At 68.9% G+C, this 25,168-nt stretch carries 26 protein-coding genes; 13 read left to right on the top strand and 13 right to left on the bottom strand.

The window, feature by feature from the left end; all coding sequences use genetic code 11:
• Positions 1–142: 142 nt before the first annotated feature.
• On the top strand, positions 143–2,317 hold the full coding sequence (locus XAN126_RS0109505) for a PBP1A family penicillin-binding protein (protein ID WP_051460824.1): 2,175 nt from the start codon (positions 143–145) through the stop codon (positions 2,315–2,317).
• A 16-nt stretch (positions 2,318–2,333) separates the two neighbouring features.
• Here XAN126_RS0109505 and yidD read toward each other — a convergent pair whose 3' ends face one another.
• Entirely contained in the window at positions 2,334–2,702 is a 369-nt protein-coding gene (gene yidD, locus XAN126_RS29280; protein ID WP_081762590.1) for a membrane protein insertion efficiency factor YidD, read from the bottom strand.
• A gap of 153 nt (positions 2,703–2,855) precedes the next feature.
• Here yidD and XAN126_RS0109495 point away from each other — a divergent pair, with 153 nt between their 5' ends.
• On the top strand, positions 2,856–3,455 hold the full coding sequence (locus tag XAN126_RS0109495) for an HD domain-containing protein (RefSeq protein WP_024278355.1): 600 nt from the start codon (positions 2,856–2,858) through the stop codon (positions 3,453–3,455).
• A 61-nt stretch (positions 3,456–3,516) separates the two neighbouring features.
• On the opposite strand, the gene XAN126_RS0109490 is transcribed toward XAN126_RS0109495, so the two are convergent.
• A complete protein-coding gene (locus XAN126_RS0109490; RefSeq protein ID WP_024278354.1) occupies positions 3,517–3,960 on the bottom strand; it encodes an iron-sulfur cluster assembly scaffold protein in 444 nt (147 codons plus the stop codon).
• A gap of 365 nt (positions 3,961–4,325) precedes the next feature.
• Here XAN126_RS0109490 and folE point away from each other — a divergent pair, with 365 nt between their 5' ends.
• The 5 genes from folE (at position 4,326) to XAN126_RS0109465 (ending at position 9,053) form a co-directional block, all read left to right on the top strand.
• The gene (gene folE, locus XAN126_RS0109485) at positions 4,326–5,051 is read left to right on the top strand and encodes a GTP cyclohydrolase I FolE (protein WP_024278353.1); all 726 of its coding nucleotides are present in this window, start codon (positions 4,326–4,328) and stop codon (positions 5,049–5,051) included.
• A gap of 98 nt (positions 5,052–5,149) precedes the next feature.
• Positions 5,150–5,641, top strand: coding sequence for a phosphoribosyl-AMP cyclohydrolase (gene hisI / locus XAN126_RS0109480; RefSeq protein WP_024278352.1), 492 nt, complete (start codon positions 5,150–5,152; stop codon positions 5,639–5,641).
• 501 nt (positions 5,642–6,142) lie between these two features.
• Positions 6,143–7,087 carry a helix-turn-helix transcriptional regulator gene (locus tag XAN126_RS0109475; protein ID WP_024278351.1) on the top strand — a complete coding sequence of 315 codons (945 nt, stop codon included), beginning with the start codon at positions 6,143–6,145 and terminating at the stop codon, positions 7,085–7,087.
• Positions 7,088–7,217: 130 nt separating this feature from the next.
• A complete protein-coding gene (locus XAN126_RS0109470; RefSeq protein ID WP_024278350.1) occupies positions 7,218–8,327 on the top strand; it encodes a patatin-like phospholipase family protein in 1,110 nt (369 codons plus the stop codon).
• Positions 8,328–8,414: 87 nt separating this feature from the next.
• Complete coding sequence (locus XAN126_RS0109465; RefSeq protein WP_024278349.1) at positions 8,415–9,053, top strand: flavin reductase family protein; 639 nt, start codon at positions 8,415–8,417, stop codon at positions 9,051–9,053.
• 166 nt (positions 9,054–9,219) lie between these two features.
• Here the strand turns inward: XAN126_RS0109465 and XAN126_RS0109460 are convergent, their stop codons facing one another.
• The 3 genes from XAN126_RS0109460 to XAN126_RS0109450 are packed head-to-tail and all read right to left on the bottom strand — an operon-like array spanning position 9,220 to position 12,549.
• Entirely contained in the window at positions 9,220–10,317 is a 1,098-nt protein-coding gene (locus XAN126_RS0109460; RefSeq protein WP_024278348.1) for a hypothetical protein, read from the bottom strand.
• Positions 10,318–10,332: 15 nt separating this feature from the next.
• Positions 10,333–11,751 carry an MBOAT family O-acyltransferase gene (locus XAN126_RS0109455; RefSeq protein ID WP_024278347.1) on the bottom strand — a complete coding sequence of 473 codons (1,419 nt, stop codon included), beginning with the start codon at positions 11,749–11,751 and terminating at the stop codon, positions 10,333–10,335.
• Between the two features lie 21 nt (positions 11,752–11,772).
• Positions 11,773–12,549, bottom strand: a complete 777-nt coding sequence (locus XAN126_RS0109450) for an NAD kinase (RefSeq protein ID WP_024278346.1) — start codon at positions 12,547–12,549, stop codon at positions 11,773–11,775.
• A gap of 164 nt (positions 12,550–12,713) precedes the next feature.
• Here XAN126_RS0109450 and cutA point away from each other — a divergent pair, with 164 nt between their 5' ends.
• A complete protein-coding gene (gene cutA / locus XAN126_RS0109445) occupies positions 12,714–13,034 on the top strand; it encodes a divalent-cation tolerance protein CutA (RefSeq protein ID WP_024278345.1) in 321 nt (106 codons plus the stop codon).
• Between the two features lie 27 nt (positions 13,035–13,061).
• Here the strand turns inward: cutA and XAN126_RS0109440 are convergent, their stop codons facing one another.
• The 3 genes from XAN126_RS0109440 to XAN126_RS0109430 all read right to left on the bottom strand — a co-directional run bounded on the left by XAN126_RS0109440 (position 13,062) and on the right by XAN126_RS0109430 (position 15,951).
• The gene (locus tag XAN126_RS0109440) at positions 13,062–14,093 is read right to left on the bottom strand and encodes an MBL fold metallo-hydrolase (RefSeq protein WP_024278344.1); all 1,032 of its coding nucleotides are present in this window, start codon (positions 14,091–14,093) and stop codon (positions 13,062–13,064) included.
• Between the two features lie 173 nt (positions 14,094–14,266).
• On the bottom strand, positions 14,267–15,280 hold the full coding sequence (locus XAN126_RS0109435) for an amino acid ABC transporter substrate-binding protein (protein ID WP_024278343.1): 1,014 nt from the start codon (positions 15,278–15,280) through the stop codon (positions 14,267–14,269).
• 38 nt (positions 15,281–15,318) lie between these two features.
• The gene (locus tag XAN126_RS0109430; protein ID WP_155982271.1) at positions 15,319–15,951 is read right to left on the bottom strand and encodes a L,D-transpeptidase; all 633 of its coding nucleotides are present in this window, start codon (positions 15,949–15,951) and stop codon (positions 15,319–15,321) included.
• 460 nt (positions 15,952–16,411) lie between these two features.
• Between XAN126_RS0109430 and thrS the strand changes: the two genes are divergently transcribed.
• Positions 16,412–18,388, top strand: a complete 1,977-nt coding sequence (gene thrS, locus XAN126_RS0109425) for a threonine--tRNA ligase (RefSeq protein ID WP_024278341.1) — start codon at positions 16,412–16,414, stop codon at positions 18,386–18,388.
• A gap of 46 nt (positions 18,389–18,434) precedes the next feature.
• Here thrS and XAN126_RS27025 read toward each other — a convergent pair whose 3' ends face one another.
• From XAN126_RS27025 to XAN126_RS0109410, 3 genes are all read right to left on the bottom strand, one after another.
• Positions 18,435–19,139, bottom strand: a complete 705-nt coding sequence (locus tag XAN126_RS27025) for an outer membrane protein (RefSeq protein WP_024278340.1) — start codon at positions 19,137–19,139, stop codon at positions 18,435–18,437.
• 172 nt (positions 19,140–19,311) lie between these two features.
• The gene (locus tag XAN126_RS0109415; protein WP_029876963.1) at positions 19,312–19,650 is read right to left on the bottom strand and encodes a cytochrome c; all 339 of its coding nucleotides are present in this window, start codon (positions 19,648–19,650) and stop codon (positions 19,312–19,314) included.
• A 32-nt stretch (positions 19,651–19,682) separates the two neighbouring features.
• The gene (locus tag XAN126_RS0109410) at positions 19,683–20,813 is read right to left on the bottom strand and encodes a hypothetical protein (RefSeq protein WP_024278338.1); all 1,131 of its coding nucleotides are present in this window, start codon (positions 20,811–20,813) and stop codon (positions 19,683–19,685) included.
• A 157-nt stretch (positions 20,814–20,970) separates the two neighbouring features.
• Here XAN126_RS0109410 and XAN126_RS0109405 point away from each other — a divergent pair, with 157 nt between their 5' ends.
• Positions 20,971–21,546, top strand: a complete 576-nt coding sequence (locus XAN126_RS0109405; protein ID WP_029876961.1) for a nitroreductase — start codon at positions 20,971–20,973, stop codon at positions 21,544–21,546.
• A 188-nt stretch (positions 21,547–21,734) separates the two neighbouring features.
• On the opposite strand, the gene XAN126_RS0109400 is transcribed toward XAN126_RS0109405, so the two are convergent.
• Both XAN126_RS0109400 and XAN126_RS28680 read right to left on the bottom strand, forming a co-directional pair.
• The gene (locus XAN126_RS0109400; protein ID WP_024278336.1) at positions 21,735–22,694 is read right to left on the bottom strand and encodes a site-specific tyrosine recombinase XerD; all 960 of its coding nucleotides are present in this window, start codon (positions 22,692–22,694) and stop codon (positions 21,735–21,737) included.
• Complete coding sequence (locus XAN126_RS28680) at positions 22,691–22,834, bottom strand: hypothetical protein (RefSeq protein WP_024278335.1); 144 nt, start codon at positions 22,832–22,834, stop codon at positions 22,691–22,693. The genes XAN126_RS0109400 and XAN126_RS28680 overlap by 4 nt, the downstream gene beginning before the upstream one ends.
• Before the next feature lie 188 nt (positions 22,835–23,022).
• Here XAN126_RS28680 and fae point away from each other — a divergent pair, with 188 nt between their 5' ends.
• The 3 genes from fae (at position 23,023) to XAN126_RS0109380 (ending at position 25,079) form a co-directional block, all read left to right on the top strand.
• Positions 23,023–23,562, top strand: a complete 540-nt coding sequence (gene fae / locus XAN126_RS0109390; protein ID WP_024278334.1) for a formaldehyde-activating enzyme — start codon at positions 23,023–23,025, stop codon at positions 23,560–23,562.
• 243 nt (positions 23,563–23,805) lie between these two features.
• On the top strand, positions 23,806–24,387 hold the full coding sequence (locus XAN126_RS0109385; protein WP_051460821.1) for a sigma-70 family RNA polymerase sigma factor: 582 nt from the start codon (positions 23,806–23,808) through the stop codon (positions 24,385–24,387).
• Positions 24,384–25,079: a ChrR family anti-sigma-E factor gene (locus XAN126_RS0109380; protein WP_024278332.1), complete on the top strand. Its 696-nt coding sequence runs from the start codon at positions 24,384–24,386 to the stop codon at positions 25,077–25,079. The genes XAN126_RS0109385 and XAN126_RS0109380 overlap by 4 nt, the downstream gene beginning before the upstream one ends.
• The last annotated feature ends 89 nt before the right edge of the window (positions 25,080–25,168 follow it).

The raw sequence follows: 25,168 nt of genomic DNA, 5'->3' as shown, positions 1-25,168 counted from the left end.
CGCCCGCCGCCGGGGGACGCTATATAGGGCAGAGGTCCGGTCGCGGCGCGGGGGCGCCATCGGGCCATCGTTGAGAAAGACCAGAGCCCGCACCGTGACCGAGCGCAAGCGTCCTTCCCTTCTTGAGCGCCTGCGCGGGCTGATGCTCGATTTCGACGCGCTGCTGGACAGCTCGCTGTTCAGCCTCGGCGCCCGCACGCGCAATATCCTCTCCGCCTATGCCGCCTTCACCGAGCGGTTCAACGTCACGGGCGTGGGGCGCTGGGCCATCGGCGCGGCCTCGGAAGGCTTCACCCTGGGCGTCGCCGGCGCCATGGTCATGCTGGCGCTCGCCATGCCGGCCTTCCGCGAGACCTCCGACGACTGGCTGAAGCGCACCGAGCTCGCCGTCACCTTCCTCGACCGCTACGGCAATTCCATCGGCGAGCGCGGCGTCAAGCAGAACGACACCATCCCGCTGGAAGACATCCCGGACAACCTCATCAAGGCGACGCTCGCCACCGAGGACCGGCGCTTCTACGAGCATTGGGGCATCGACGTCGCCGGCACGGCCCGCGCCCTCGTCACCAATGCCAAGGCGGGCGGCGTGCGGCAGGGCGGCTCCTCGCTCACCCAGCAGCTCGCCAAGAACCTGTTCCTGTCCAACGAGCGCACCATCGAGCGCAAGATCAAGGAAGCCTTCCTCGCCATCTGGCTGGAAGCGCGCCTGTCCAAGAGCCAGATCCTGAAGCTGTACCTCGACCGCGCCTATCTCGGCGGCGGCGCCTACGGCGTGGATGCGGCGGCGCGCTATTATTTCGGCAAGTCGGTGAAGGAGGTGAACCTCGCCGAGGCGGCCATGCTCGCCGGCCTGTTCAAGGCGCCGTCCAAATACGCCCCGCACATCAATCTGCCCGCCGCCCGCGCCCGCGCCTCCACCGTGCTCGACAATCTGGTCGAGGCCGGTTTCATGACGGAAGGCCAGGTGTTCGGCGCGCGGCGCAATCCCGCGACGCCGGTGGACCGCCGCGACGACGAGGTGCCGGACTTCTATCTCGACTACGCCTTCGGCGAGGTGAAGAAGCTGGTGGACCAGTTGCCGCCGTCCGTCGTCGAGCGCAACTTCATCGTCCGCACCGGGCTCGACCCCAACATCCAGAAGGTGGCGGACGCCGCGCTGGAATCCTCGCTCAACGAGTTCGGCCGCGACTACAAGGTCAAGCAGGGCTCCATCGTGGTGATGGAACCCAACGGCACGCTGCGGGCGCTCGTGGGCGGGCGGGACTATGGCGAGAGCCAGTTCAACCGCGCCACCGATGCGCTCAGGCAGCCCGGCTCCTCGTTCAAGCCCTACGTCTACACAGTGGCGCTGATGAACGGCTACCGGCCGAACACCATCGTGCAGGATGCCCCGATCTGCCTCGGCAACTGGTGCCCGCAGAACTACGGCCGCTCCTACATGGGCTCCATCACGCTCAAGACCGCACTCCAGCATTCGCTGAACACGGTGGCGGTGCGTCTCGCGGAGAAGTTCGGCCGCAAGAAGATCGTGGACCTCGCCCACCAGATGGGCATCCGCACCCCGCTGCCCATCTCCGCGCCGCTGCCGCTCGGCGCCGCCGAGGTGACGCTGTTCGACGCGACCACCGCCTATTCGGTGTTCGCGAACGGCGGCAAGAGCGTCTATCCCCACGCCGTGGTGGAGATGCGCATCGGCAATGGCGATGTGATCTGGCGGTTCGACCGCGACGCGCCCAAGCCCGTCCAGATCATCCCGCAGCAGGCGCTCTACGATATCAACGACATGATGAACAACGTGGTGGAGAACGGCACCGGCCGCCGCGCCCGCCTGCCCAACGCCAAGGTGGCGGGCAAGACCGGCACCACCAATGCCTACCGCGACGCCTGGTTCATGGGCTTCACCGGCAATTATGTCTGCGGCGTGTGGTTCGGCAACGACGACTATGCCGTGATGAACAAGATGACCGGCGGCACCCTGCCCGCCATGACCTGGCAGAAGGTGATGGCCTATGCCCACCAGGGCATCGAGATCAAGCCGATCCCCGGCGTCACCACGCCCATCCCCAAGCTCGACGAGCCGCCCGCCACCCTGAACGTGCCCGGCCTCGCCGACAGCGAGCGGCCGGTGACCCTCTCGCCCCGCTCGGCCGAACGGCTGGCGGCGCTGGAGCGCATGTTCAAGGAGGCCGAGGTGAAGATGACCGACGCCGGCGCCGCGGCAAAGCCCGTCCCGGCAGCGGCACAGACCGCCCCGGCCGCCGCGCCCACCCCGGCGGTGCCCGCGACGCCGATGCCCACGGCGGTGCGCCGGAACTGATCCTCCGCGCCGAGGATCAGTCCTCCGCGTCCGGCGCCTTCGGCGTGCGCCAGATGCCGTAGGCCCAGGGCTTGTACCAGCGGCCGCCCGTGGGCAGGCATTTGGGCACCGGATCGTATCCATGCCCGCCCCAGGGATTGCAGCGGCAGATGCGGGCCGTGGCCATCACCGCGCCGGGCAGTGCGCCGTGCCGCATCACCGCCTCTTCCGCATATTCCGAGCAGGTGGGCAGATAGCGGCACTGCCGGCCCATGAAGGCGGAAAAGGTGTAGCGATAGACGAGGATGAGCCCGCGCAAGGCAAGGCGCGGGACGCGGGCGATCAGCGCGCTGATCCTGCGCACCGGCCCCACCGTCTCGTTCAGCCCGCCTTGATCCGCCGCCATGTCCGCCCCTGTCCCCCGCCGCCCCATATTCGCCACCCTCGGGGAGCGGAATGCGCCTATCCAGCCTTCATGTCGAAGTCGGGGCCGAGCTGGTCCCGACGACCCGCGCGGCTCCTGTTTCGGGGGCTATATTGTCGCGCGAGGTGATCGACGATGCCTGATGTCTTCCCGCACACGCCTTCCGTCCCTCCCCTGTCCACGGTGATGCGCGCGCTCGCCTTCGCGACCCTGCGCCACACCGACCAGCGGCGGAAGGGCCGGCGGGCGCAGCCCTATGTGAACCACCTGGTGGAGGTCGCCCTGCTGGTGAGCGAGGCGACGGGAGGAGCCGATCCCGACCTCGTTGCCGCCGCGCTGCTGCACGACGTGGTGGAGGACCAAAGCGTGACGCCGGAGGAGATCGCCACCACCTTCGGCCCCGACATCGCGAGCCTCGTGATGGAAGTCACCGACGACAAGGCGCTGACCTCGGTCGAGCGCAAGCGCCTCCAGGTGGAACACGCGCCGCACCTGTCAGCGCGTGGCAAGCTGCTGAAGCTCGCCGACAAGACCTGCAACCTGCGCTCCCTCGCCGACGACCCACCCGAGGACTGGCCGCAATCGCGCGCCCGGGCCTATGTGGAATGGTCGCAGGCGGTGGCGGCGGGGCTGCGCGGCGTCAATCCGGCGCTCGAAACCGCCTTCGATCAGGCGGCGGCCGAGGCCATCGCCGCCATCGAGACCCGGCGGGCCGAGGAATGGGCGGCGGGCTAAAGCATTTTCAAGCGAAGTAGGCACCGGTTCGCGTGAAGAAAATGCGTTTCAGCACCAATCCCTACTCGGCCGCGGCGCGGGCGGTCTCGATCTGGCCGATGGCGTCCACCACCGCGTCGAAGGTGAGCATGGTGGAGGCGTGGCGCGCCTTGTAGTCGCGCACCGGCTCCAGCACCTTGAAGTCCTCCCAGCGGCCGGCGGGCGGCGAGCCGTTCTCCCGCAGCATCTTCCACATGATGTCGCGCACCTCGCGCAGCTCCTGCGCGCTGGCCCCGATGATGTGGCTGGCCATGAGGGACGAGGACGCCTGCCCGAGGGCGCAGGCGCGCACCTCATGGGCGAAATCGGCCACGGTGTCGCCGTCCATCACGAGATCGATGGTGACGGTTGAGCCGCACAGCCGGGAATGCGCCCGCGCGCTCGCCTGCGGCGCAGCGAGCCGGCCGAGCCGCGGGATATCGGCGGCGAGGGCGAGGATGCGGGCGTTGTAGACGTCATTGATCATGGGCGAACCAATCCGGCGGCGCGAACGAGGCCCAGAGGCCTGCCGCGCGAGCATTCCGATCTTATATAGAGACGGGAGGAACGGACGCAAAGGCGGCGCATGCCGTCTGGTCGCGTGGTGTCATGGAACCGCTGTGCGGGACATTCGGGCACCCTCACCCTTGCGAAAACGGCCCTTCGGCCCCATCATGGAACTTGGGCCCGACTTTGGGCCTTCATTTTTGAAACGGACGGCAAAGCCGCCGCCGGCAGGTCCGGCGGGGCGCGGTTTGAGCGACACCGCGCAAGCGAGCCGACAACCGGTGACACTCCCGCCTTTCCCGGCAGCTTCGCGGCTCCGGGGCGGCGGGTCGAACGGAGTTGGTCATGGACGCGGTTGTTAAGTTGTTCAAGGCGCAGGCCGAGAACGAGGAGCGGGAGCGTCAGCTGAAGGCCAAGGCTGCGGCGGCTCTGCGCGCGCCTGCGCCGGATGGTGCCCCTGCCCTCCCCAAGGTCCACCCGCCCCTCTCCGACGGCAGCCCCCGCCCCTCCCGGGCCGAGGCGGAAGCCGCCGTGAAGACGCTGCTCGCCTATATCGGCGAAGACCCAGCGCGCGAGGGCCTGCTCGACACGCCGAAGCGCGTGGTGAAGGCCTATGACGAGCTGTTCTCCGGCTACGGCGAGGACGCCGACGAGCTGCTGGACCGCACGTTCGGCGAGATCGGCACCTTCGACGACTTCGTGCTGGTGCGCGACATTCCGTTCCATTCCCATTGCGAGCACCACATGGTGCCGTTCGTGGGCAAGGCGCATGTCGCCTATTTCCCGGTGGAGCGGGTGGTCGGCCTCTCCAAGATCGCGCGGGTGGTGGACATCTTCGCCCGCCGGCTGCAGACGCAGGAGCACCTGACCTCGCAGATCACCAATGCTCTCGACGAGGGGCTGCGCCCGCGCGGCGTAGCGGTGATGATCGAGGCCGAGCATATGTGCATGTCCATGCGCGGCATCACCAAGCAGGGCGTTTCCACCCTCACCACCCAGTTCACCGGCGTCTTCCGGGATGATCCGGCCGAGCAGGTGCGCTTCATCACCCTGGTGCGCTCCAAGGGCTGAGGTGTCCGGCTGACGCAGGACCGCCGCAGAAGGGCGTTTGATGAGTCCTCTTGCGCGGCGGGAGCGCCCGACATGCGAGCGAAAGTAACCGAGCGATCATGAGCGCCGAAACCACCGCCTTCACCTTCCCCGTCGCCGGCAAGGGCGCCGCGCTGGAGGAGGACACCATCCTCTCCCCGCGCTTCGACGCCAACGGCCTCGTCACCTGCGTCGCCGTGGATGCGGAGACCGGCGAGGTGCTGATGCTGGCCCACATGAATGCGGAGGCCCTCGCCCTCACCATGGCGACCGGCGAGGCGCATTATTTCTCCCGCTCGCGCGGCAAGCTCTGGAAGAAGGGCGAGACCTCCGGCCACACCCAGAAGGTGCGGCAGATGCTGATCGACTGCGATCAGGATGCGGTCGTCATCAAGGTGGAGATGGGCGGCACGGGCGCCGCCTGCCACACCGGCCGCCGCTCCTGCTTCTACCGCTCCGTGCCCATCGGCGCGGCGCCTTCGGCCGAGACCCGCCTCGCCTTCACCGGCGACACCCCACGCTTCGACCCCGCCGCCGTCTACGGCAAGGGCCACGACGGGCACGACCACTGACCGGGCAAGATTACTGACACTGCCGCCCGAACGGAAATAGCCGGCACAGTGCCGGCCCGCCGCCTGCGAGAACGCGGCAACGGAAAAAGCACTGCACCGGCCGCGGAGGTTTTCAGGCGATCGCCCTGACGGAAGCGCTGAAACTGTGGTCCGCTGCTTCTTATCCGCCACTCCCGGCCACGTTGCTCGGCATTACGCGCATTCCCCCTGTGCAAGGCGCGAAACGCACTTCTTCCGGTGCAGAAAATGCGGTCCACAACCGCGCCGCGCGCGCCCGGGACATTGACGCGGCAAAGCTTCCCCTGCATTCCTTTACGAAGGCAAGTCGTCGCCCGCTTCAGGCAGGCGATTGCCGCAACCTCTTCGACGGCACGGGGGACAGATGACCCCGGTCGCCGATCGGACCAGATTTCAAGCTCCGTTTCGATGCCCCAAGCCGCTGAACAGGCCGCTGAAAAAGCCGCGGACACGCCCCCCGATCACGCCAGTGCCTTTGCACCCGTGCGGTTCAACACCGCCGACGTGCCGGAGGCCGAGCGCATGGCCTATGTGCGCGAATTCTACGGCCCCGTGCTGACCGGCCTCGACCTCGCGCCGGCCCCCGACGATCCCTTCCGCATCTCGGTGAGCTTCCTCGAACTTCCCGGCGCCTGGGTGGCGCAGGGAACAGCCAGCGCGATGGTCTCGACGCGGACGACCGCGCTACTCTCCGACGGCATTGATGACCTCACCATCTGCCGTGCCGAGCGCGCCTATCGCGTCACCACGCCGGACGGCCGCGAGATGAATGTCGGCGCAGGCGAAACCGGCGTGTGGAATCTTGGCCAGCGCTCGTCCTCCATCATCCAGCCCGACACCGTGTTCCGCAGCGTGCAGGTCTCGCGGCCGCTGCTGCGCGCTCTGGTGCCGAACCTCGACGACCTCGACATGGTGCGGTTCGCGCCGAGCGATCCGGTGCTTGACCTGATGTTCGGCTATGCGGAGCTGGTCGAACGCCAGCACATCGGCTCGGAGGAAGCCGGCCGACTGGTGGCCGGGCAGCTCGCCGAACTCGCCGCACTGGCCCTCAAGCGCAGCGCTCCCCCGCGTGAAGCGCCCGGACGCAGCGCCGTGAAGGCCGCGCGCCTCGCCACCGCCAAGGCCGCGACCCTGGCGGCCCTCCACCGCCACGATCTGTCTGCGACCACCATCGGCACCCAGCTCGGCATCAGCGCACGATATGTGCAGGTGCTGTTCGAGGAAGGCGGCGAGACCTTCTCCGCTTATGTCGCCCGGCTCAGGATGGAATGGCTGCGCCGGATGCTCGACGATCCGCGCCACGCCCACCGGCGCATTTCCGACCTTGCGTTCGAGGCCGGCTTCCGCGACCTCTCCACCTTCAACCGCCAGTTCCGCCGCCATTTCGGCGAGGCGCCCTCGGCCGCCCGGCGCCGAGAGGTGCCATAGGGTGCCACGCTTCGGACACCAGACCTTAGTAAACGTGACGCCATAGTAGCGGTGCGCCGGAAACGCTTCGGTGCCGACGGAGGCTCTGCTTCCACGGCGCCAGAAGCGGGCGGCGCGACGGGAGGCGTCGATGTTTCAGTCCCTCCACTGGCGATCCGGCCCCACCGCAGCGGCCGCCCCCAAAACTGCGGCCTCCAGTTCTGCGGCCTCCAGTTCCGCGACCTCCGAGGCGAAGAATCCCGCGTCGCAGCCGCCCGATGCCGGCCCGCCCGATCTCGGCACGCCCGCCCACGCGGCGCCGCGCACCTCCGCGCCCAACGGCCCGGCCATCGGCCTTGCGCTCGGCGGCGGGGCGGCGCGGGGCTTTGCCCATATCGGCGTGCTGAAGGCGCTGGATCGCGCCGGCATCCGCCCCTCGGTGGTGGCGGGCACCTCCATCGGCGCGGTGGTGGGCGGCATCTGGGCCGCCGGCAAGCTCGACACGCTGGAGGAGTGGGCGCTCAGCCTCACCAAGCGCAACGTGCTGGGCCTGCTCGATTTCAATCTCGGCGCCGCCGGCCTGATCGGCGGGCGCCGCCTCGTGGAGCTGATGCGCCGCAACGTGGGCGGCATCTCCATCGAGGACCTGCCCATCGTCTTCGCCGCCATCGCGACGGAGCTGGGCACGGGCCACGAGATCTGGCTCACGCGCGGCGATTTCGTGGACGCCATCCGCGCCTCCTACGCCCTGCCCGGCATCTTCACGCCCGTGAAGGTGGGCGGGCGCTGGCTGATGGACGGGGCGCTGGTGAACCCGGTGCCGGTCTCCGCCGCCCGTGCCATGGGCGCGCGCATGGTGATCGCGGTGAACCTCAATGCCGACGTGTTCGGCCGTGGCACGGTCATCCAGGACCATGGCGGCGTGGTGGAGCGAGTCGCCGAGATGGCGGTGGCGGAGAAGAAGGACGGCCTCGCCGGTATCCTCAGCCCCGACCGGCTGCGGCGGCAGTTCTTCGCCGGTCCCTCGGGCGACGGCCCGCGCGGGCTGACCACGGTCATGATCGACGCCTTCAACATCACCCAGGACCGCATCGCCCGCTCGCGCCTCGCCGGCGATCCGCCGGACGTGATGCTCTCCCCCAAGCTCGGCCGCATCGGCCTGTTCGAGTTCCAGCGGGCGAAGGAGGCCATCGCCGCCGGCATGGAGACGACCGAGCGGGCGCTGGAGGACATCACATCGACCATGCTGGCGCTGGGCTGAGGCCCCGCACCATGCATCAGTATAGCTGCCGCCCGGCGGGCGGAGCGGATATGGTCCGGGATCTCCCGGATCAGGATTTGCCCCGCAATGTTCTACGAGCCGTCCAAGCGCAATCACGGCCTGCCCTTCTCGCCGCTGAAGGCCATCGTGGCGCCCCGCCCCATCGGCTGGATCTCCTCGCTGACGCCGGAAGGCGTGGCGAACCTCGCCCCCTATTCCTTCTTCAACCTGATCTGCGAGGCGCCGCCGCTGGTGATGTTCTCGTCGGCCGGCCACAAGGACAGCGCCGCCAACATCGAGGCCACCGGCGAGTTCGTCTGCAACCTCGCCACCCTCGATCTGATCGACGCGGTGAACCTCACCTCCGCCCCCGCCCCGCGCGACGTGAGCGAGTTCGACCTCGTGGGCCTCGAGCGCGCGCCCTCCCGCCTCGTGAAGCCGCCCCGCGTCGCCGCGAGCCCCTGCGCCCTCGAATGCGTCTATGTGGAGACCTTCCGCCCCAAAGGGAAGGACGGCACGCTGCCCGACCAGCACATGATCATCGGCGAGATCGTCGGCGTTTACGTGGACGATGCCGCCATCGTGGACGGGCGGGTGGACATGCGGGTCATGAAGTCCCTCGCCCGCTGCGGCTATCTCGATTACTCCTTTGTCGATGAACTGACCGAGCGCGAGCGCCCCCCGGGCGGCGGCATGGACCTGAAGGCGCGGACGCCGAAGGACTGAGCCTCGTGATTTTGAGCAGAAGCCCGCGCACTGCGCCGTCATCCCCCGGTTCGTCCGGGGGATCCACGGTGTGGCTGGTTCCCATCGTCGGCCACTGCACAAGCGGAACGGTGGATCGCCCGCACGGCGCGGGCGATGACAGCAGTGAAATGGAGCGGCACGCTCCTCACTCCGCCGGCGTACCCTTGCAGGGCATCGCCCGTTCGGTAGGCGCGTAGATGAGGATGTCGGGCTTGAAGCGCTCGACGGCGCCCATCTCGAAGCGGCAATAGCGGTGGTGCATCCAGGCATAGGCTGATGCCTGCGACACGCCGAGGCCGCGCCAGGAGCCCTGCGAGAAGCTGTCGCCGATGACCATGATGCGCGGGCCGGCATGGCCCGTGTCGATGGCATAGGGCTGGAACGGGTCACTGTCCGGCACCGGCTTGAAGATGCCGGGGATGAGCTTGGGGTCCTTCGGCGCCACCATGGGCCCCTTGGGCGGGAACATCACGTCCGGCGGGTTCGGCACGGGGGAGCCCGTCGCGCGCAGCAGATCGCCGGTGAGGCGCGGCTCGGGCGGGCCGAGGGCATCCTCCGGCTCCACTTCCAGATCGGGACGGCCGGCGGCGGCCATGGCGGCGTTGAAGCCGAGGAGCTGGCCGCGCTGGTTCCAGTGGGTGTCATAGCGCCAGTGCACCGGCCCGGTCTTCTTCGCCTCGGCGAGGATGGGGCGCATGTCCACGAAGGTGATGCCGGCCGCCTTCATCTTCTCGGCAACGAGGTCGTACTCGGTGGGAGAGACCTTCATGCGCCGCGCATAGGCGGGCAAATTCTCGAAATTGGTGGTGTGGCCGTTGGGCGGGATGAGCACCACGAAGCGCCCGCCATGGGCCTTCATGTAGGCGTTCATGCGTTCGGCGAGCGCGACGATGCCCGTCACCGCCTCCGGCCGCACCAGCTGGCCCAGCGACTGCTCCAGCGCGTGCTCGTCCTTGAGGAAGAGCGAGCCGTTCTCGCCCTTCAGCGCGAGGTCGCCCTGGGTGTCGCCGATGAAGCGCACATAGGAGCGGTGGGCGGTGAGCACCGCGCCGCGGAAGCCGAACACGTTGTTGATGTAGGGATCGAGCCGGCGCGCCGCGTCCTCCCACCAGCGCGCCTCGGGGGCGGCGACGGTGCGCAGCGGGGCCGGCAGGTCCGGGGCGATCAGGCCGATGGTGGGCAGGGTGAGGATGGCGAAGAAGATCACCGCCCACCAGCGGCGGAAGGACATCAGAAGCGGCATGGCGTCCCTCCGGATCTAGAAGCGGAAGTACAGGAAGGGCGAATAGGTCGCCGCGCCCACCGAGAGCACGCAGAGCACGAACAGGCCCCACACCACGAGACTATCCACCGCGCTGAACACGGCGAGGCGCACTTTCGGCTCCATGGCGCGCCCGCCCGGACGCGGCAGGCCGAACATGGCCAGCGGCCAGGCGAGCACCAGGATGGCCAGCGTCACCGGCTTCAGCTCCACCTCCAATTGGGTGGAAAGATAGCCGGCGCCGTTCATCCCCACGAGGCCCTGGAACAGCTCCAGCGCCTGCGGCAGGCTATCGGCGCGGAACCACACCCAGCCGGTGAGCACCACCAAGAGCACGTAGAGGTGGGAGAGAAGGCGCGGCGCGCCCTTCATCCACGCGCCGAAACGGGTGCGCTCCAGCACCAGGAAGGTGCCGTGGTGGGCGCCCCAGATCACGAAGGTCCAGCTCGCCCCGTGCCACAGGCCGCACAGGAGGAAGACGGTCCACAGGTTCGCCGCCGTGTGCCAGTGGCCGTGCCGGTTGCCGCCGAGGGGGATGTAGAGATAGTCGCGGAACCAGTTCGACAGGCTCATGTGCCAGCGGCGCCAGAAATCCGAGATGGAGCGCGCGCCATAGGGCAGGTTGAAGTTGCGCGGGAACTTCAGCCCCATGGCGATGGCGAGGCCGATGGCCATGTTGGAATAGCCGCCGAAGTCGAAATAGATCTGCAGCGCATAGGCGGTGACGCCGAGCCATGCCTCGCCGAGATTGGGCGTGGCGGTGTGGTCGAACACCGCGCTGACCACCGGGGCCACCTCGTCGGCGATCAGCACCTTCCAGGAGAGGCCGATGACGAAGATGCGCAGGCCCGCCGAGACCCGGCCGAGCGTGGTGCGCCGCTGCCGGATGCGCCGGTGGATGGTGGAGTAGCGCACGATCGGGCCGGCCACCAGTTGCGGGAACATGGTGATGTAGACCGCGATCTCCTCGAACCGCCCATTGGCCGAGGCTTTCCGGCGGTACACGTCCACGAGGTAGGAGATCGCGTGGAAGGTGAAGAAGGAGATGCCCAGCGGCAGCGCCGGATGCACCACCGGCAGCGCGAGGCCAGCCGGCGCCAGCAGCACGTTGAAATTTTGCGCCAGGAAGCCGGAATATTTGAAGGCGATGAGGCCGGCGAGGTTCGCCGCCACCGCGAGGCCCAGCACGCGGAGCCGCCAGCGCTCGCTGCGGCCGTCGATGGCGAGGGCGAGGAAATAGTTGCCGACGATGGAGGCCGCCAGCACCAGAACGTTGGGCAGGCCGCCCCAGGCGTAGAACACCAGCGAGAAGGCGAGCAGCACCATGTTCTTCGCGCGCACGCCGGGCGTCGCGAAGTAGCACAGCAGGAATGCCGGCAGGAAATAGAACAGGAAGGTGACGGAAGAGAAGACCATGGCTCGCCGGCGCCCGGGGCGTCAGTAGACGAACTGCTCGCGCAGGATGCGTTCGTCGAGACCATGGTCGGGGTCGAACAGCATGTCCACGGAGGAGGTGGTATCGAGCCGGGCCGAGACGGCGATGATGTCGCGCACCTCGAAATGGTCGGCCGCCGCGCTCACCGGGCGCTTGTCGGCCTCCATCACGGCGATGTCGATCCGCGCGCGGTCCGGCACCAGCGCGCCGCGCCAGCGGCGGGGGCGGAAGGGCGAGATGGGGGTGAGCGCCAGGAGCGCGGTGCCGAGCGGCAGGATCGGGCCGTGGGCGGAGAGGTTGTAGGCGGTGGAGCCGGCCGGGGTCGCGACGATGACGCCGTCGCAGATCAGCTCCTCCAGCCGCATCTTGCCGTCGATGGAAATGCGCAGCTTCGCCGCCTGGTAGGACTGGCGCAGCAGGGACACCTCGTTGAAGGCCGGGGCGCGGTGGCGCATCCCGCTGGAGGTCACGGCCTCCATCATCAAGGGATGGATGGTCACAGACTGCGCGGCGGTGAGGCGCTCGGCCAGCCCCTCCTCGCGATAGGTGTTCATCAGGAAACCCACCGAACCGCGGTGCATGCCGTAGATGGGCAGGTCGCGCTCGCGGAAGCGGTGCAGGGTCTGCAGCATCAGGCCGTCGCCGCCGAGGGCGACCACCACGTCGGCCTCCTCCTCCGCCACCATGCCGTAGCGGGCGACGAGGCGCTCGCGCGCGGCGTCGGCCTCGGGCGTCTGGCTGGAAACGAAGGCGATGCGCTGGAAACGGGGTTCGCTCATCGGTGCGTCGGTCAGGAGGATCGTCCGGTCGGCGGGCCGGGAGCGGAAGGGGCCGGGAACGGTCTAGCCCTCCCGCCGCCGTCTGTCGAGGCGCCGGGAGGGATGGTAGGGTCGCGTTTGAGGCGCATCGGCCGTTTGCCCTGCCTCGCGCCCCGGAGGAACCCATGCCCGCGCGCATCGTCTACGCCACCTTCCCCAGCGTCGCGGAAGCCGAGGCGATGGCCCGCACGCTGGTGGAGGCGCGCCTCGTCGCCTGCGCCAACATCCTGCCGGAGATGGTTTCCATCTACCGTTGGGAGGGCAAGATCGAGCGCGGCACCGAGGCGGTGATGATGCTGAAGACCACATCGGAGCGCGCGACCGAGGTGGTGGAGGCGGTGCGCGCCGCCCACCCCTACGACGTGCCCGCCATCGTGGTGCTGCCGCTGGAAGGCGGGCTACCGGCCTATCTCGCCTGGATCGCCGGCGAGGTGGCGGCGGGCTGACGCGCCCGCCGCCTTGCCCTCAGAGGCTCACAGCACCGGGCGCCAGTAGACCGGCTGGTAGCGGTAGCCGTCGCCCTGCTTCTCCAGATAGGCCGCGCCGGGGAACGGGAAGTGATAGCCCGCCACCAGAATGCGGTCGGCCGCGAGCCGGTCGTAGGTCTTGCGCCGCACCGCCTCGGCCGCTGCCGCATCCATGTCGAACATGGCATGCCAGCCGGGATTGGCCACGAACAGGGCCGGCAGATTGGTGATGTCCGACTGGATGAAGAGGGTGTCGAAGCCCGAATCCAGCTCGAAAGAGGTATGTCCCGGCGTATGGCCGGGCGTGCCGACCGCCTTGAGGCCCGGCGCCACCTCCTTGTCCCAGGCGTAGCGCTCCACCTTGCCCTCGAACGGCTTGAACACACGGCGCACATTCTGGAAGCCGGCCTTGAGGCCATCCGGCGCGCGACTCATCTGGCCGTCGTCCATCCAGAACGCCCATTCGCGCTCCGGCACCATCAGCTGCGCCTTGGGGAAGGCGGGCGTGCCATCGGCGGCCAGCAGGCCGTTGATATGGTCCTGATGGAAATGGGAGATGACCACCTGATCGATGGAGGCCGGGTCGATCTGAAGATCCTGCAGGGTGCCGCGCACGAGGCCCACGGGGCCGGCCTGCCCGCCATTGCCGGTATCGATCAGCACCTTCTTGCCGCCGATGTCGAGCAGCAGGACGGTGAAGGAGATCGGCACCTGGTTTTCCGGCAGATAGGCCTTCTTCAGAGCCGCATTCACCGCGTCCTTCGGCTGGTTGCGCACGAAGGTGTCGGACAGCGGGATCGTGCGCATGCCGTCGGAGATGGCCGTCACCACCACGTCGCCGACCTTGTAGCGATAGGCGCTCGGCACCTGCACCGGGCCGGATGCCTTGGCCGTATCCGGATTGGGGGCGGGGGTGGATTGGGTGCCGGCGACGGGCTGGGCGGGCGTCTGGGCGGCAGCGCCACCCAGTCCGCCGGCAATGGCACCGGCCATGCCGGCCGTACCGGCCAGAAGGGTCCGACGGGAAACCTCGGTCATCCAATTCTCCTCGGGGCGTGACGCGCCGGGGAGATTAGGACACGCCTTCAAGGCAGGTCGATGCCGGAACGGAAACGCCGCGCTCACATCCCTGCGAGCGCGGCGTTTCGAATCGTAAGCGGGACCAAAAGCTTAGCCGCAGGGATCAGCGCACCGCCGATCCCGGGACCCGATCAGCGCACCGGCGGCGCGTACTGGATGCCGCCCATGCTCCACAGCTGGTTGATGCCGCGCGGGATGCCCAGCTTGGAGGCGGCGCCCACGTTGCGCTCGAAGCTCTCGCCGTAATTGCCCACCGCCTTCACGATGCGCACGACGAAGTCCTTCGTCACGCCCAGCTCCTCGCCGTAATTGCCCTCATTGCCCACAAGGCGCTTCACCTCGGGCTTCTGGGACTTGATCGCGGCATCCAGGGTGTTGGTGGCGACGCCGAGTTCCTCGGCATTGATCATCGCGTACACCGTCCACTTCACCAGATTGAACCACTGGTCGTCGCCCTGGCGGACGACGGGGCCGAGGGGCTCCTTGGAGATCACGTCGGGCAGCACGATGTGGTCACCGGGCTTGGCCATGGTGAGGCGCAGGGCATAGAGCTGCGACACGTCGGTGGTGAGCGTGTCGCACTTGCCGTCCTCGTAGGCCTTCACCAGCTCGCCGGAGGTGGGCAGGGTGACCAGCTCCAGCGTCATGCCGTTGGCGGCGAAATAGTCCTTGGTGTTGCTCTCGGCGGTGGTGCCCGCCTGCACGCAGACCTTGGACTTGTCGAGTTCCAGGGCGGACGTGACCTTGCGGGCGTCGCGCACCAGGAAGCCCTGGCCGTCATAATAGTTGATGGCGGTGAAGAGCAGGCCGAGCTTGGCCTCACGCTCCAGCGTCCAGGTGGAGTTGCGTGAGAGCACGTCGATGTCGCCCTTGGAAAGGGCGGGGAAGCGCTCATCCGCGGTCAGCGGCACGTACTTCACCTTGTTCGGGTCGTCGAAGATGGCCGCCGCCAGCGCCTTGCAGACGTCGACGTCGAAGCCCGTCCACTTGCCGGAGGCATCCTGCGCGGAGAATCCGGGGAGCCCCTTGGAGACGCCGCAGACCAGTTCGCCGCGGTCCTTCACGGTCTTGAGGGTCTGCGCCGTTGCCGCCGTTGCGCCGAGCGCAAGGGCCGCGCCGGCCAGTAGGGCCAGGATCGTCTTCATGAAGTCCCCCAGTGAAAATGTGTCGGAAAGGGCCGCTCTCAGAGAGCGGCCTGCTGGCGAACCACGACCTTCGTGCCCACCGGGACACGGCTGTAGAGGTCGATGATCTCGCTGTTCACGAGGCGGAAGCAGCCCGAGGACACGGCGTAGCCGATGGTCTGCGGCTGGTTGGTGCCGTGGATGCGGTAGACGGTGCCGCCGATGTAGAGCGCGCGGGCGCCCATCGGGTTGCCAGGGCCGCCGGCCATGAAGCGCGGCAGGTAGGGCTGGCGCTGGATCATCTCGGACGGCGGGGTCCAGTCCGGCCACTCGGCCTTGCGCTCGATGGTCTTGAGGCCCGACCACTGGAAGCCGTCGCGGCCCACGCCAATGCCGTAGCGCATGGCGCGGTTGTCGCCCTGCACCAGGTACAGGAAGCGCTCGTTCGTGTGGATCACGATGGTGCCGGGCTTCTCGGTGGTGCGGAAGTACACCGGCTGGTGGCGGAACTGCGGGTCGAGCTGGGCGACGTCGTCGTCCGGCGCCGTGAGGCCCGGCTGCTCGTCGATGTCCATCACCGCGCCGGGGCCGCCGCGCGGGCCGACCTGGGCGCTGGCGCCGGTCGCAAAGGCAAACACGCCCACCTGAAGCAGGGCGGCGAAGGTCAAGGTCTTGATCGTCACAGGCATCATGCCGGCCTCTTCTAGACGCATCCCGGGATATGAACCCGGTCGAGCGGTGTCCTCCCCGATCGTGCCGCCACCAAAGGCGCCCCGACCGGTTTCCCACCCCGCGTGACCCGCCCTGCCCTCCGAAAAAAGGCCCTCCCTGGACCTTTCCGGAACGACGCCGGCATGGCGAACACTCACGACCCCGCATTCCGATTAGCCGAGGCCGCGCGCGAGGGAAAGGGGGGACGCAGCCGAAGCACTGAAGCATTTTGGTCCTGAAGGATTGCTGAACGGTATCCGGAGCGTGGATCGCGCGTTTTTCCCGATCCGGAGCTGTCGCCGGCCTTGCCTGGGCACCCCGTTCGCCCCCGGCGCCGGGCGGGCGCGCTTTACGCGGCGCCATGGCCTCGCCTAAAAGGGCGCGCTTAACGAAAAGGCCTACCTGCGAGGTGCGCAGGAGTGGGCCGCAAGGAGCCGAGACATGATTTCCCTGACCTTCCCCGACGGCGCCAAGCGCGATTATGCCGAGGGGACGTCCGGCGCGGACATCGCCGCCGCCATCTCCAAATCCCTCGCAAAGAAGGCCGTGGCCGTCACCCTCGACGGGGAGCTGGCCGACCTCTCCCAGCCCATCACCCGCGACGCGAAGCTCGAGATCGTCACCCGCGACGATCCCCGCGCGCTGGAGCTGATCCGGCACGACTGCTCGCATGTGATGGCGGAAGCGGTGCAGGAGCTGTGGCCGGGCACCCAGGTCACCATCGGCCCGGTGATCGAGAACGGCTTCTATTACGACTTCGCCCGCAACGCCCCCTTCACCTCGGAGGACCTGCCGGTCATCGAGGCGAAGATGCGCGAGATCATCGCCCGCGACCGCGCCTTCACCCGGGAGGTGTGGACGCGCGAGGAGGCCAAGCGCGTGTTCGCCGCCAAGGGCGAGAATTACAAGGTCGAGCTGGTCGACGCGATCCCCGAAGACCAGGACGTGAAGATCTACAAGCAGGGCGAGTGGTTCGACCTCTGCCGCGGCCCGCACATGCCCTCCACCGGCAAGATCGGCAACGCCTTCAAGCTGATGAAGGTGGCGGGCGCCTACTGGCGCGGTGATTCGAACAACCCGATGCTCACCCGCATCTACGGCACCGCCTGGCAGGACGAGAAGGAGCTCGGCGCCTATCTCCATCGCCTGGAGGAGGCCGAGAAGCGCGACCACCGCCGCCTCGGCCGGGAGATGGACCTCTTCCACTTCCAGGAGGAAGGCCCCGGCACGGTCTTCTGGCATCCCAAGGGCTGGACCCTGTTCCAGGAGCTGGTCGCCTATATGCGCCGGCGGCTGAAGGCCGACTACAGCGAGGTCAACGCCCCGCAGGTGCTCGACCACTCCCTGTGGGAGACCTCCGGCCACTGGGGCTGGTACAAGGAGAACATGTTCAAGGTCCAGTCGGCCGGCGACGAGACCAAGGACGAGCGCGTGTTCGCGCTGAAGCCCATGAACTGCCCCGGCCATGTGCAGATCTTCAAGCACGGGCTGAAGAGCTATCGCGACCTGCCCATGCGCCTCGCCGAGTTCGGCGCGGTGCACCGCTACGAGCCCTCCGGCGCGCTGCACGGGCTGATGCGCGTGCGCGGCTTCACCCAGGACGACGCCCACATCTTCTGCACCGAGGAGCAGATGGCGGCCGAGTGCCTGAAGATCAACGATCTCATCCTCTCCACCTATGCCGATTTCGGCTTCGAGGAGATCGTGGTGAAGCTCTCCACGCGCCCGGAGAAGCGCGTCGGCTCGGACGCCGTGTGGGATCACGCCGAAGAGGTGATGACCCGCGTGCTGGCCGAGATCGAGGCACAGTCGGGCGGGCGCATCAAGACCGGCATCCTGCCGGGCGAAGGCGCCTTCTACGGTCCCAAGTTCGAGTACACGCTGAAGGATGCCATCGGCCGTGAATGGCAGTGCGGCACCACGCAAGTGGACTTCAACCTGCCGGAGCGGTTCGGCGCCTTCTATGTGGATGCGGACGGCCAGAAGAAGACGCCGGTGATGATCCACCGCGCCATCTGCGGCTCCATGGAGCGCTTCACCGGCATCCTCATCGAGCACTTCGCCGGGCACTTCCCGCTGTGGCTCGCGCCGACGCAGGTGGTGGTCGCCACCATCACCTCGGACGCGGACGACTATGCCGCCGAGGTGGTGCGCGAGCTGAAGGCGGCAGGGCTCCGGGCCGAACTCGACCTGCGCAACGAGAAGATCAACCTCAAGGTACGCGAGCACTCGCTGGCCAAGGTGCCGGTGCTGCTGGTGGCCGGCAAGAAGGAGGCGGCCGAACGCACCCTCTCCATCCGCCGCCTCGGCTCCAACGCCCAGACCTCCGGCGCGCTGGATGAGGTAGTCGCCGCGCTGGTGGACGAGGCCGTGCCGCCGGACCTCAAGCGCAAGGCGCTTGCCGCGAAGGCGGCCTGAGCGGGATCGCGGGCGGGGCTTCGGCTCCGCCCGTCTCGCGCCCCTGTCAGAACTTGTAGCCGATGCCCATGCGGACGGCCTGCTGGTTCAAATCCTGCAGGAGCGTGGAATTGGTGCCCACCGAGTTCTCGGAGCTGTCGAAGCCGGTGTAGCGATATTCGAGGCGGGCGGTGAAGTGGTCGGAGAGGGCCTGCTCGACGCCGGCCCCCACGGTCCAGCCCGGACGGGTTTCGCTATAAGAGTGGAACGACTTGCCCAGCCGCCACACATCGTTGAAGACATCGGCATAGGCGACGCCGCCGGTTACATAGACGAGCGTGCGGTCGAACGCATAGCCGAGGCGCGCGCGCAGCGAGGCCTGCCAGCTCTGGTCCACCGCATGGCCGAAAAGGTAGGACGCAGACGGGGTGGAGAAGGTCGAGGTCCCGGCGACGGCGGAACCCTCGATATCGCCCTCGATGCCGAGCACGATATGGTCCACCTGCCAGTTGAAGGCGGCATAGGCACCGCCCACGATGCCGTCAGCCCCGGTGGAATAGGCCGGGCATATGGTGCGTGCCCAGTTGCAATCATGCCCGCTCGCCTGCGCCCAGGCATATCCGACGTCCAGGCCGACGGTGACGCCGGTCCAGGAAAAGGCCGGCTGCTCCGTCGGCGGCGCCGCCAGGGCGCCAAGGGGCGCACCAAGCGGGGCGCCGAGGAAGACGGCGAGCAGGCAAGCAAATGAGGCAGCCGAAGTACAAGCGCGCATGGGCGGACCTCAAGGGGGAGCTGAAAGCAGAAGGGAAGGCGCTACCGCAGCGCAGCGCAGCGCGTGCAGCATGCGGGCGCACCCGCTACCCCCGCAAGACGGCAGGCAGCTTGACCTGAACAGTTTCGCCCAGTGTGTCTTTTGGGAAACGGCTCGCCTGCCGAGCGGCCGGCTACTTCTTCAGCGTCGCGAAATAGGCCGCGAGGTCCGCCGCTTCCGTGCGGGTGAGGGAGACCTGCGGCATCTGGGGATGCGGCTTCAGCAGGCGGAAGGCGAGCCACGCGCCGGTGACATCGCCGTCACGGGCGGCAATGGCGGCGAAGGTGGGCGCGTCGCTGGCGGCGCTCTGGGGCGCGGTGCCGACCACATGGCAGCCGGCGCACCAGCGCTCGGCGAGGCTGCGCCCGGCCGAAGCGTCGGCGGCGAGGGCGGAGGTGGCGGCGAGATGCGGCAAGGAGACGAGGCCGAGAAGCGCGACAGCACCGGTCACGCGCAGGAAGAGGCGCACCATGGGAACCCTCCGGACAGGGTGGCGGCCGGGCGTCACTTCGCCAGAACCTCCACCTCCTGATTCTTGCCGGCCTCGACCTTGATGTCGCGGCTGAAATTCTTGCCGTCCTTGCGGGCGATGACGGAATAGTCGCCTTCCGAGAGCACGAGGGTCGGGAAGGCGCCGATGGATTCCTTGATGGTGTCGCCGCCGGGCGTGATGACCGTCCACTGGGTGTCGGCCTGCGCCTCGCCGTGCGCCACCTTCACCAGCTTGAGGCTGACCTGCGCCGCCCGGTGGTGGACCGTGGCATCAGTGAGCTTGCCGGGCTGCACCACCACATCGGCCCGCACCACGGCGTTGGCGTCGCCATAGGTGGAGACCACGTGATAGGTGCCCTCCGGCAGCAGCACCACGTCGCCCGCGGCGGCGCCCCTATAGTAAGGCTGGCTGGAGGTGCGGCCCTGCAGGAAGGAACCCTCGAAGATGTCGAAGGTGAGCTTCTGGGCAGGGATGGGCTTGTCGTCCACGTCGGCGGCGAGGCGCAGGGCGCCCGCCGGCACATCGAACGCCTGCCGGCGCGAGACCGGCCCCATCTGCACCCGCTGCGCCGAGGTGGCGAAGCCGTAGGTGACATGGACGATATAGCCGCCCGGATTGAGGAAGAAGACGGGCGCGTGCTCCGAACTTTCCGCCACCAGCGGGAATGCGCCGGTGGAGGCTTCGGGCTGGTCGGCGAAGACGCGCCAGACGAGGCCGCGCGTAATGGCGCCGCCTTCCGCGCCGAAACGGGCATAGACGCCCAGCGCCGCCTTGCCGGGAGGGGCCGGCGGCAGCACGGAATGCGGCTCGCGTCCCGACTGGCCGGCCTGGGCTGACGGACCGGGCTGGCCGGGCGGGGGAGGCAGGCCCGGCGGCAGGCCGGTCGGCCGCACATTGGGCGGCGCGCCGAACGGACCGGGCGGCGGGGGCGCGGTGGGCGGGCCGAGGAACTGCATGGACTGCGCCGCGGCCGGGGCCGCTCCCGCAACGAGACCCGCAGGCGCCAGCACGGCCCAGAGCCCCAGCGCAGCCACCCGCATTGCGCGCCCGGCCGCCAGCATCCGCGCGGCCGGCGTCCGCGTCACCTGGACGGGCAGCCGGGGGCGGCGGAAGCGGGAGAAGGCGTGAGCGAAGCGGATCATGCGTCTTGACGTGCACAAATTTCGGGGCGGTTTCAAGTCACCCCCCACGCTGCCCCCGCCTCGGCCTGCGGCCGGTTGCCGCCGCGCCCGCGCGGTTCCTTCGCGGGCGCCCCGTCTGTAGATTGCCCCGCAACCTTTCATCGGAAGCCATTGCCCCATGACTGTCGTGAGCCCCGAGACCATCGCCCTCCTCGCCGCCCGCCGCTCCTCCCGCGTCATCGATCTCGTCGCCCCCGGCCCCTCGGCGGAGGAACTGGACACCATTCTCACCATCGCCGCGCGCGTACCGGACCACGGCAAGCTCACGCCCTGGCGCTTCATCGTGCTGGAGGGGGACGGCCGCGCCCGGGCCGGGGAGAAGCTGGCGGAGGCGCTGGCGGCCTCCGATCCCGGCGTCGGGGAGAAGCGGCTGGACGACGAGCGCGCCCGCTTCCTGCGCGCCCCGCTGGTGGTGGCGGTGGTGTCGCGCGCGGCGCCGCATGTGAAGATCCCGGAATACGAGCAGTTGCTCTCGGCGGCCGCCACCTGCCAGAACATCCTCGTCGCCTGCGCGGCTCTGGGCTACGGCGCCACCTGGCTCACCGAATGGACGACCTACGACGCCAATGCCCGCGTGGCGCTGGGCCTCGACGAGTTCGAGCGCTTCGTCGGCTTCATCTATATCGGCACCGCCACCCAGAAGCTGGAAGACCGCCCCCGTCCGCCCCTCGCGGCTGTGGTGACGCGGTTCTGAGCGCACGCGGGCGCATGAACCGCCAGCGGAATGCGAGCCGGGGTCGAGCGCAAGGCGCCGCTGCAGGCGCGTCCTGATTCCCCCGCTCATGGGCATGGCCCGCTGCGCGGGAGTCTCGCGCTGGCCCCCGGATCGGCGCTCCGGCTGCGCCGTCGCTTGTCCGGGGAACCGGGGCGCCTCAGCCCCCCTCACTCATCCGCCAGCGGATGCAGGTCGCGCACCATGCTCTTGAGGCGTTCGTCCAGAACGTGGGTGTAGATCTGGGTGGTTGAGACATCGGCATGGCCGAGCAGGGTCTGCACCACCCGAAGGTCCGCGCCATGCGCCAGAAGATGACTCGCGAAGGCGTGGCGCAGAACGTGGGGGGAGAGCTTCGCGGGATCGAGCCCGGCTGCGAGCGCCAGCTCCTTCAGGTCCCGCGCCGCCTGCTGGCGGGTCACGTAGCCGCTTTCGCCTGAGGACGGAAATAGCCAGCGCGACGCCTCCAGCCCCGCCGCCTTGCGCGCATCGAGATAGGCCGCCATGGCCGTCCGCGCGGGATCGGACAACGGCACGAGCCGCTCCTTGCGCCCCTTGCCGGTGACGAGGATGGCATCGCCCCGCGCCCGCGCTGCGGCGGCCGGCAGCGACACCAGCTCGGAAATGCGCAGGCCGCTGGCATAGAGCAATTCGACCACGGCGGCGGTGCGCCGGCGCTTCAGCATCTCCGCGCGCGCCTTGCCGGCGGCCTCGCCCTCCCCCGCCGGAACCTCGGCCGCGCGGGCGTGGGCGGTCTCGATCAGAGTGGAGACCTCCTCCACCGTGAGCACCTTGGGCAAAGGCCGCCCGCGCCTCGGGCCTTCCAGCACGGCGGCGGGATCATCCCCCCGATGCCCCTCGGCATAGAGGAAGCGGAAGAACTGGCGCACGGCGGAGAGGCGACGCGCCACGGTGGTCGCCTTGAAGCCCCGGGCGGAGAGATCGGCGAGCCAATCGCGAAGGGCCTGCGTGTCGGCGGTCGCGATGGCGCGGGGGGCGAGGAAGTCGGCGAGGTCGGTCAGGTCGCGCCGGTAGGCGTCCAGGGTGTTGGCGCCCGCGCCGCGCTCCACCGCCTGCATGTCGAGGAACAGCGCGAGCGGACCCTGGGCCGTCGCGCCGGGCGTGGTCATTTGCCGATCTTTTCGGGGGCGACGGTGAAGGAGAGTTCCCGCTCCTGCGGCTCCACCCGCGTGGCGAGCGCCCACAGGGCGGCATAGCCGAGGCCGCCGAGCACGGCCAGCACCACCAGAATGCGGAAGAGCGTGGGCATCGCTGCCTCCATCAGGTGCGGGCGCGAATCGCCCGCGGGCACCCCTCTTTCGCCAGAGGTGCCACGGCCCGCGCCGCCGTTCAAGGCGAGGCGCTGTCCCCATGCCTTTCGGCACCAGCGACGCAGCGTCGCCTTGGACGGGCGGGGCGGCGGGTGCTTTGCTGCCGCCTCCCTACTAGGAGGAAATGATGAGCGACATCTGGTTCAAGGCGGGCGAGGCGACGGTGCTGGCGGCGGACGGGCAGGCGACGGATGCCATGCCGGAGGTGCTGATCGGCTCGGTGCGCGGCCCGGTGGGTCAGGCCTTCGCCTCCATGATGGGGCAGGTGCAGGGCCACACCCGCATGTTCGTGGTGCGCGACCTCAACCAGATGGTGCGCCCGGCGACGATGATGACCACCAAAGCCACCATCCACACCGCCGAATATGTGGAGCTGCTGGGCGGCGTGGTGCAGGCGGCCATGGGCGACGCCATCGTCGATTGCGTCAGCGAGGGCATCATCCCCAAGGACCAGGTGGATGAGCTGGCCATGATCATCATGGTGTGGCTGGACCCGCGCTGCGCCGAGGACCCCAACCTCGACAAGGCCGACCTCTACCGCACCAATTACGAGGCGACCAAGCTCGCCATCTCCCGCGCGCTCAAGGGCGAGCCCGCCATCGACGAGCTGATCGCCAACCGCAAGAGCGTGAAGCACTACGCGCTCGAGGGCATCATCGAGTACTGACGCCCGGTCACGGTGACGTTGGTGGAGCCGGACCCGCCGCTCGGCTAGGGTCCGGCTTGCGCCGGTGGGTCAGGGGGCGGGTCGGGACGATTTTTTCCGGGCCGGCCCCATCATCCGCCCGGCCGCGTTCCGCGTATCGAGAGCATGAATGTCGCCGAGCCCAGTCTCATCTTCGAACTGCCGAAGCCGCGTCGCACCCGAACGCTGCCGAACGGCGGCGTTCGTCCGGGCGGAGCCTCGGCCATGAGCGTCCAGCCTGCCGAGCCACGGGTCGCCGCGTCCGGCGCCGAGCTGAGCGCGCTCATCGTCGCCATCGCCACCCGCGCCGATCGCGAGGCGTTCGGCCGGCTGTTCCGCCATTTCGCGCCGCGGGTGAAATCCTATCTCGTGCGCAACGGCCTCTCCGCCAACGCCGCCGAGGAGCTGGCGCAGGAAACCCTGCTGACGGTGTGGCGCAAGGCGGCCTATTTCGACCCCACCCGCGCCGCCGCCTCCACCTGGATCTTCACCATCGCCCGCAACCTCTCCATCGACCTCAAGCGCCGCGAGCGCTATGGTGATACCTACAAAGCAGAGACGCACGAGGACGAGGTGGACGAGACCTCCGGCGAGACCATCCTCATGACCGCCGAGCGGGAAGCGCGCGTGCGCGCCGCCCTCGCCAAGCTGTCGGAGGAACAGGCCACCATCGTCCGCCTCTCCTTCTTTCAGGAGAAGCCCCATTCGCAGATCGCGCAGGAGCTGGGCATTCCGCTGGGCACCGCCAAGTCGCGCGTGCGCCTCGCGCTCAATCGTCTGCGCGCTTTGCTGGAAGACCTGAAATGAGTGCTTCGACCCATCCCGGCACCGAGACCCTGCTGCGCTACGCGGCGGGCACGCTGCCGGCCGGTCCCCGCCTGCTGGTGGACGTGCATCTCGAAGGATGCCCCGAATGCCGGGCAATGGTGGCGCGGCTGATGTCCGTCGGCGGCGCTTTGCTCGAGGCCTGCGAGCCCCTCGCCCTCGCCCCCGATGCGCTCGAGCGCGCACTGGCGCGGCTCGACGGCCTCTCCCCACGCCGCAATCCCGCCGCGCTCCATCATGCGGAAGCCGCCGGAGCAACATCGCCGAAGCGCTGGCCGCTGCCCGAGGGGCTGAAGCTGCCGCCCGGCGTGGTGCTGCCGCCGGCCATCGCGTCGCGCCGCATCGGCCGTCTGGTGCCGGTGGCGCCGGGGGTACGGCTCGGCCTCGTGCATCTGGAAGAAGACCCGGACGCGCAGGTGCTGCTGTTCCGCATTGCACCGGGGCGGGCCATTCCCCAGCACACCCATGCGGGGCTGGAATTCACCCACGTGATCTGCGGTGGCTTCAGCGATCCCGATGGGCATTACGGCCCCGGCGATCTGGTGGAATGCGATGGCGACGTGGACCACTCCCCCCGCGTGGATGATGACGGCGAGTGCATCTGCCTCGCCGCCTTCGACGGCCGCATCCGCTTCCGCGGCCTGCTCGGCATGGTGACGCGGCCGTTTATATGAGCGGTTGGGCGTTGCCTTCGCTCAGGCGCCGCGCGGGCTTTAGCGCGGCATCCGCTCAAACGCCGCGCGGGCTTTAGCGCGGCATCCGC

The sequence above is a fragment of the Xanthobacter sp. 126 genome (assembly GCF_000526175.1).
Classification (GTDB): domain Bacteria; phylum Pseudomonadota; class Alphaproteobacteria; order Rhizobiales; family Xanthobacteraceae; genus Xanthobacter; species Xanthobacter aminoxidans.
Note: the sequence above shows the minus strand (reverse complement) of the source record. Positions and strands in the feature narration are given on the sequence as shown.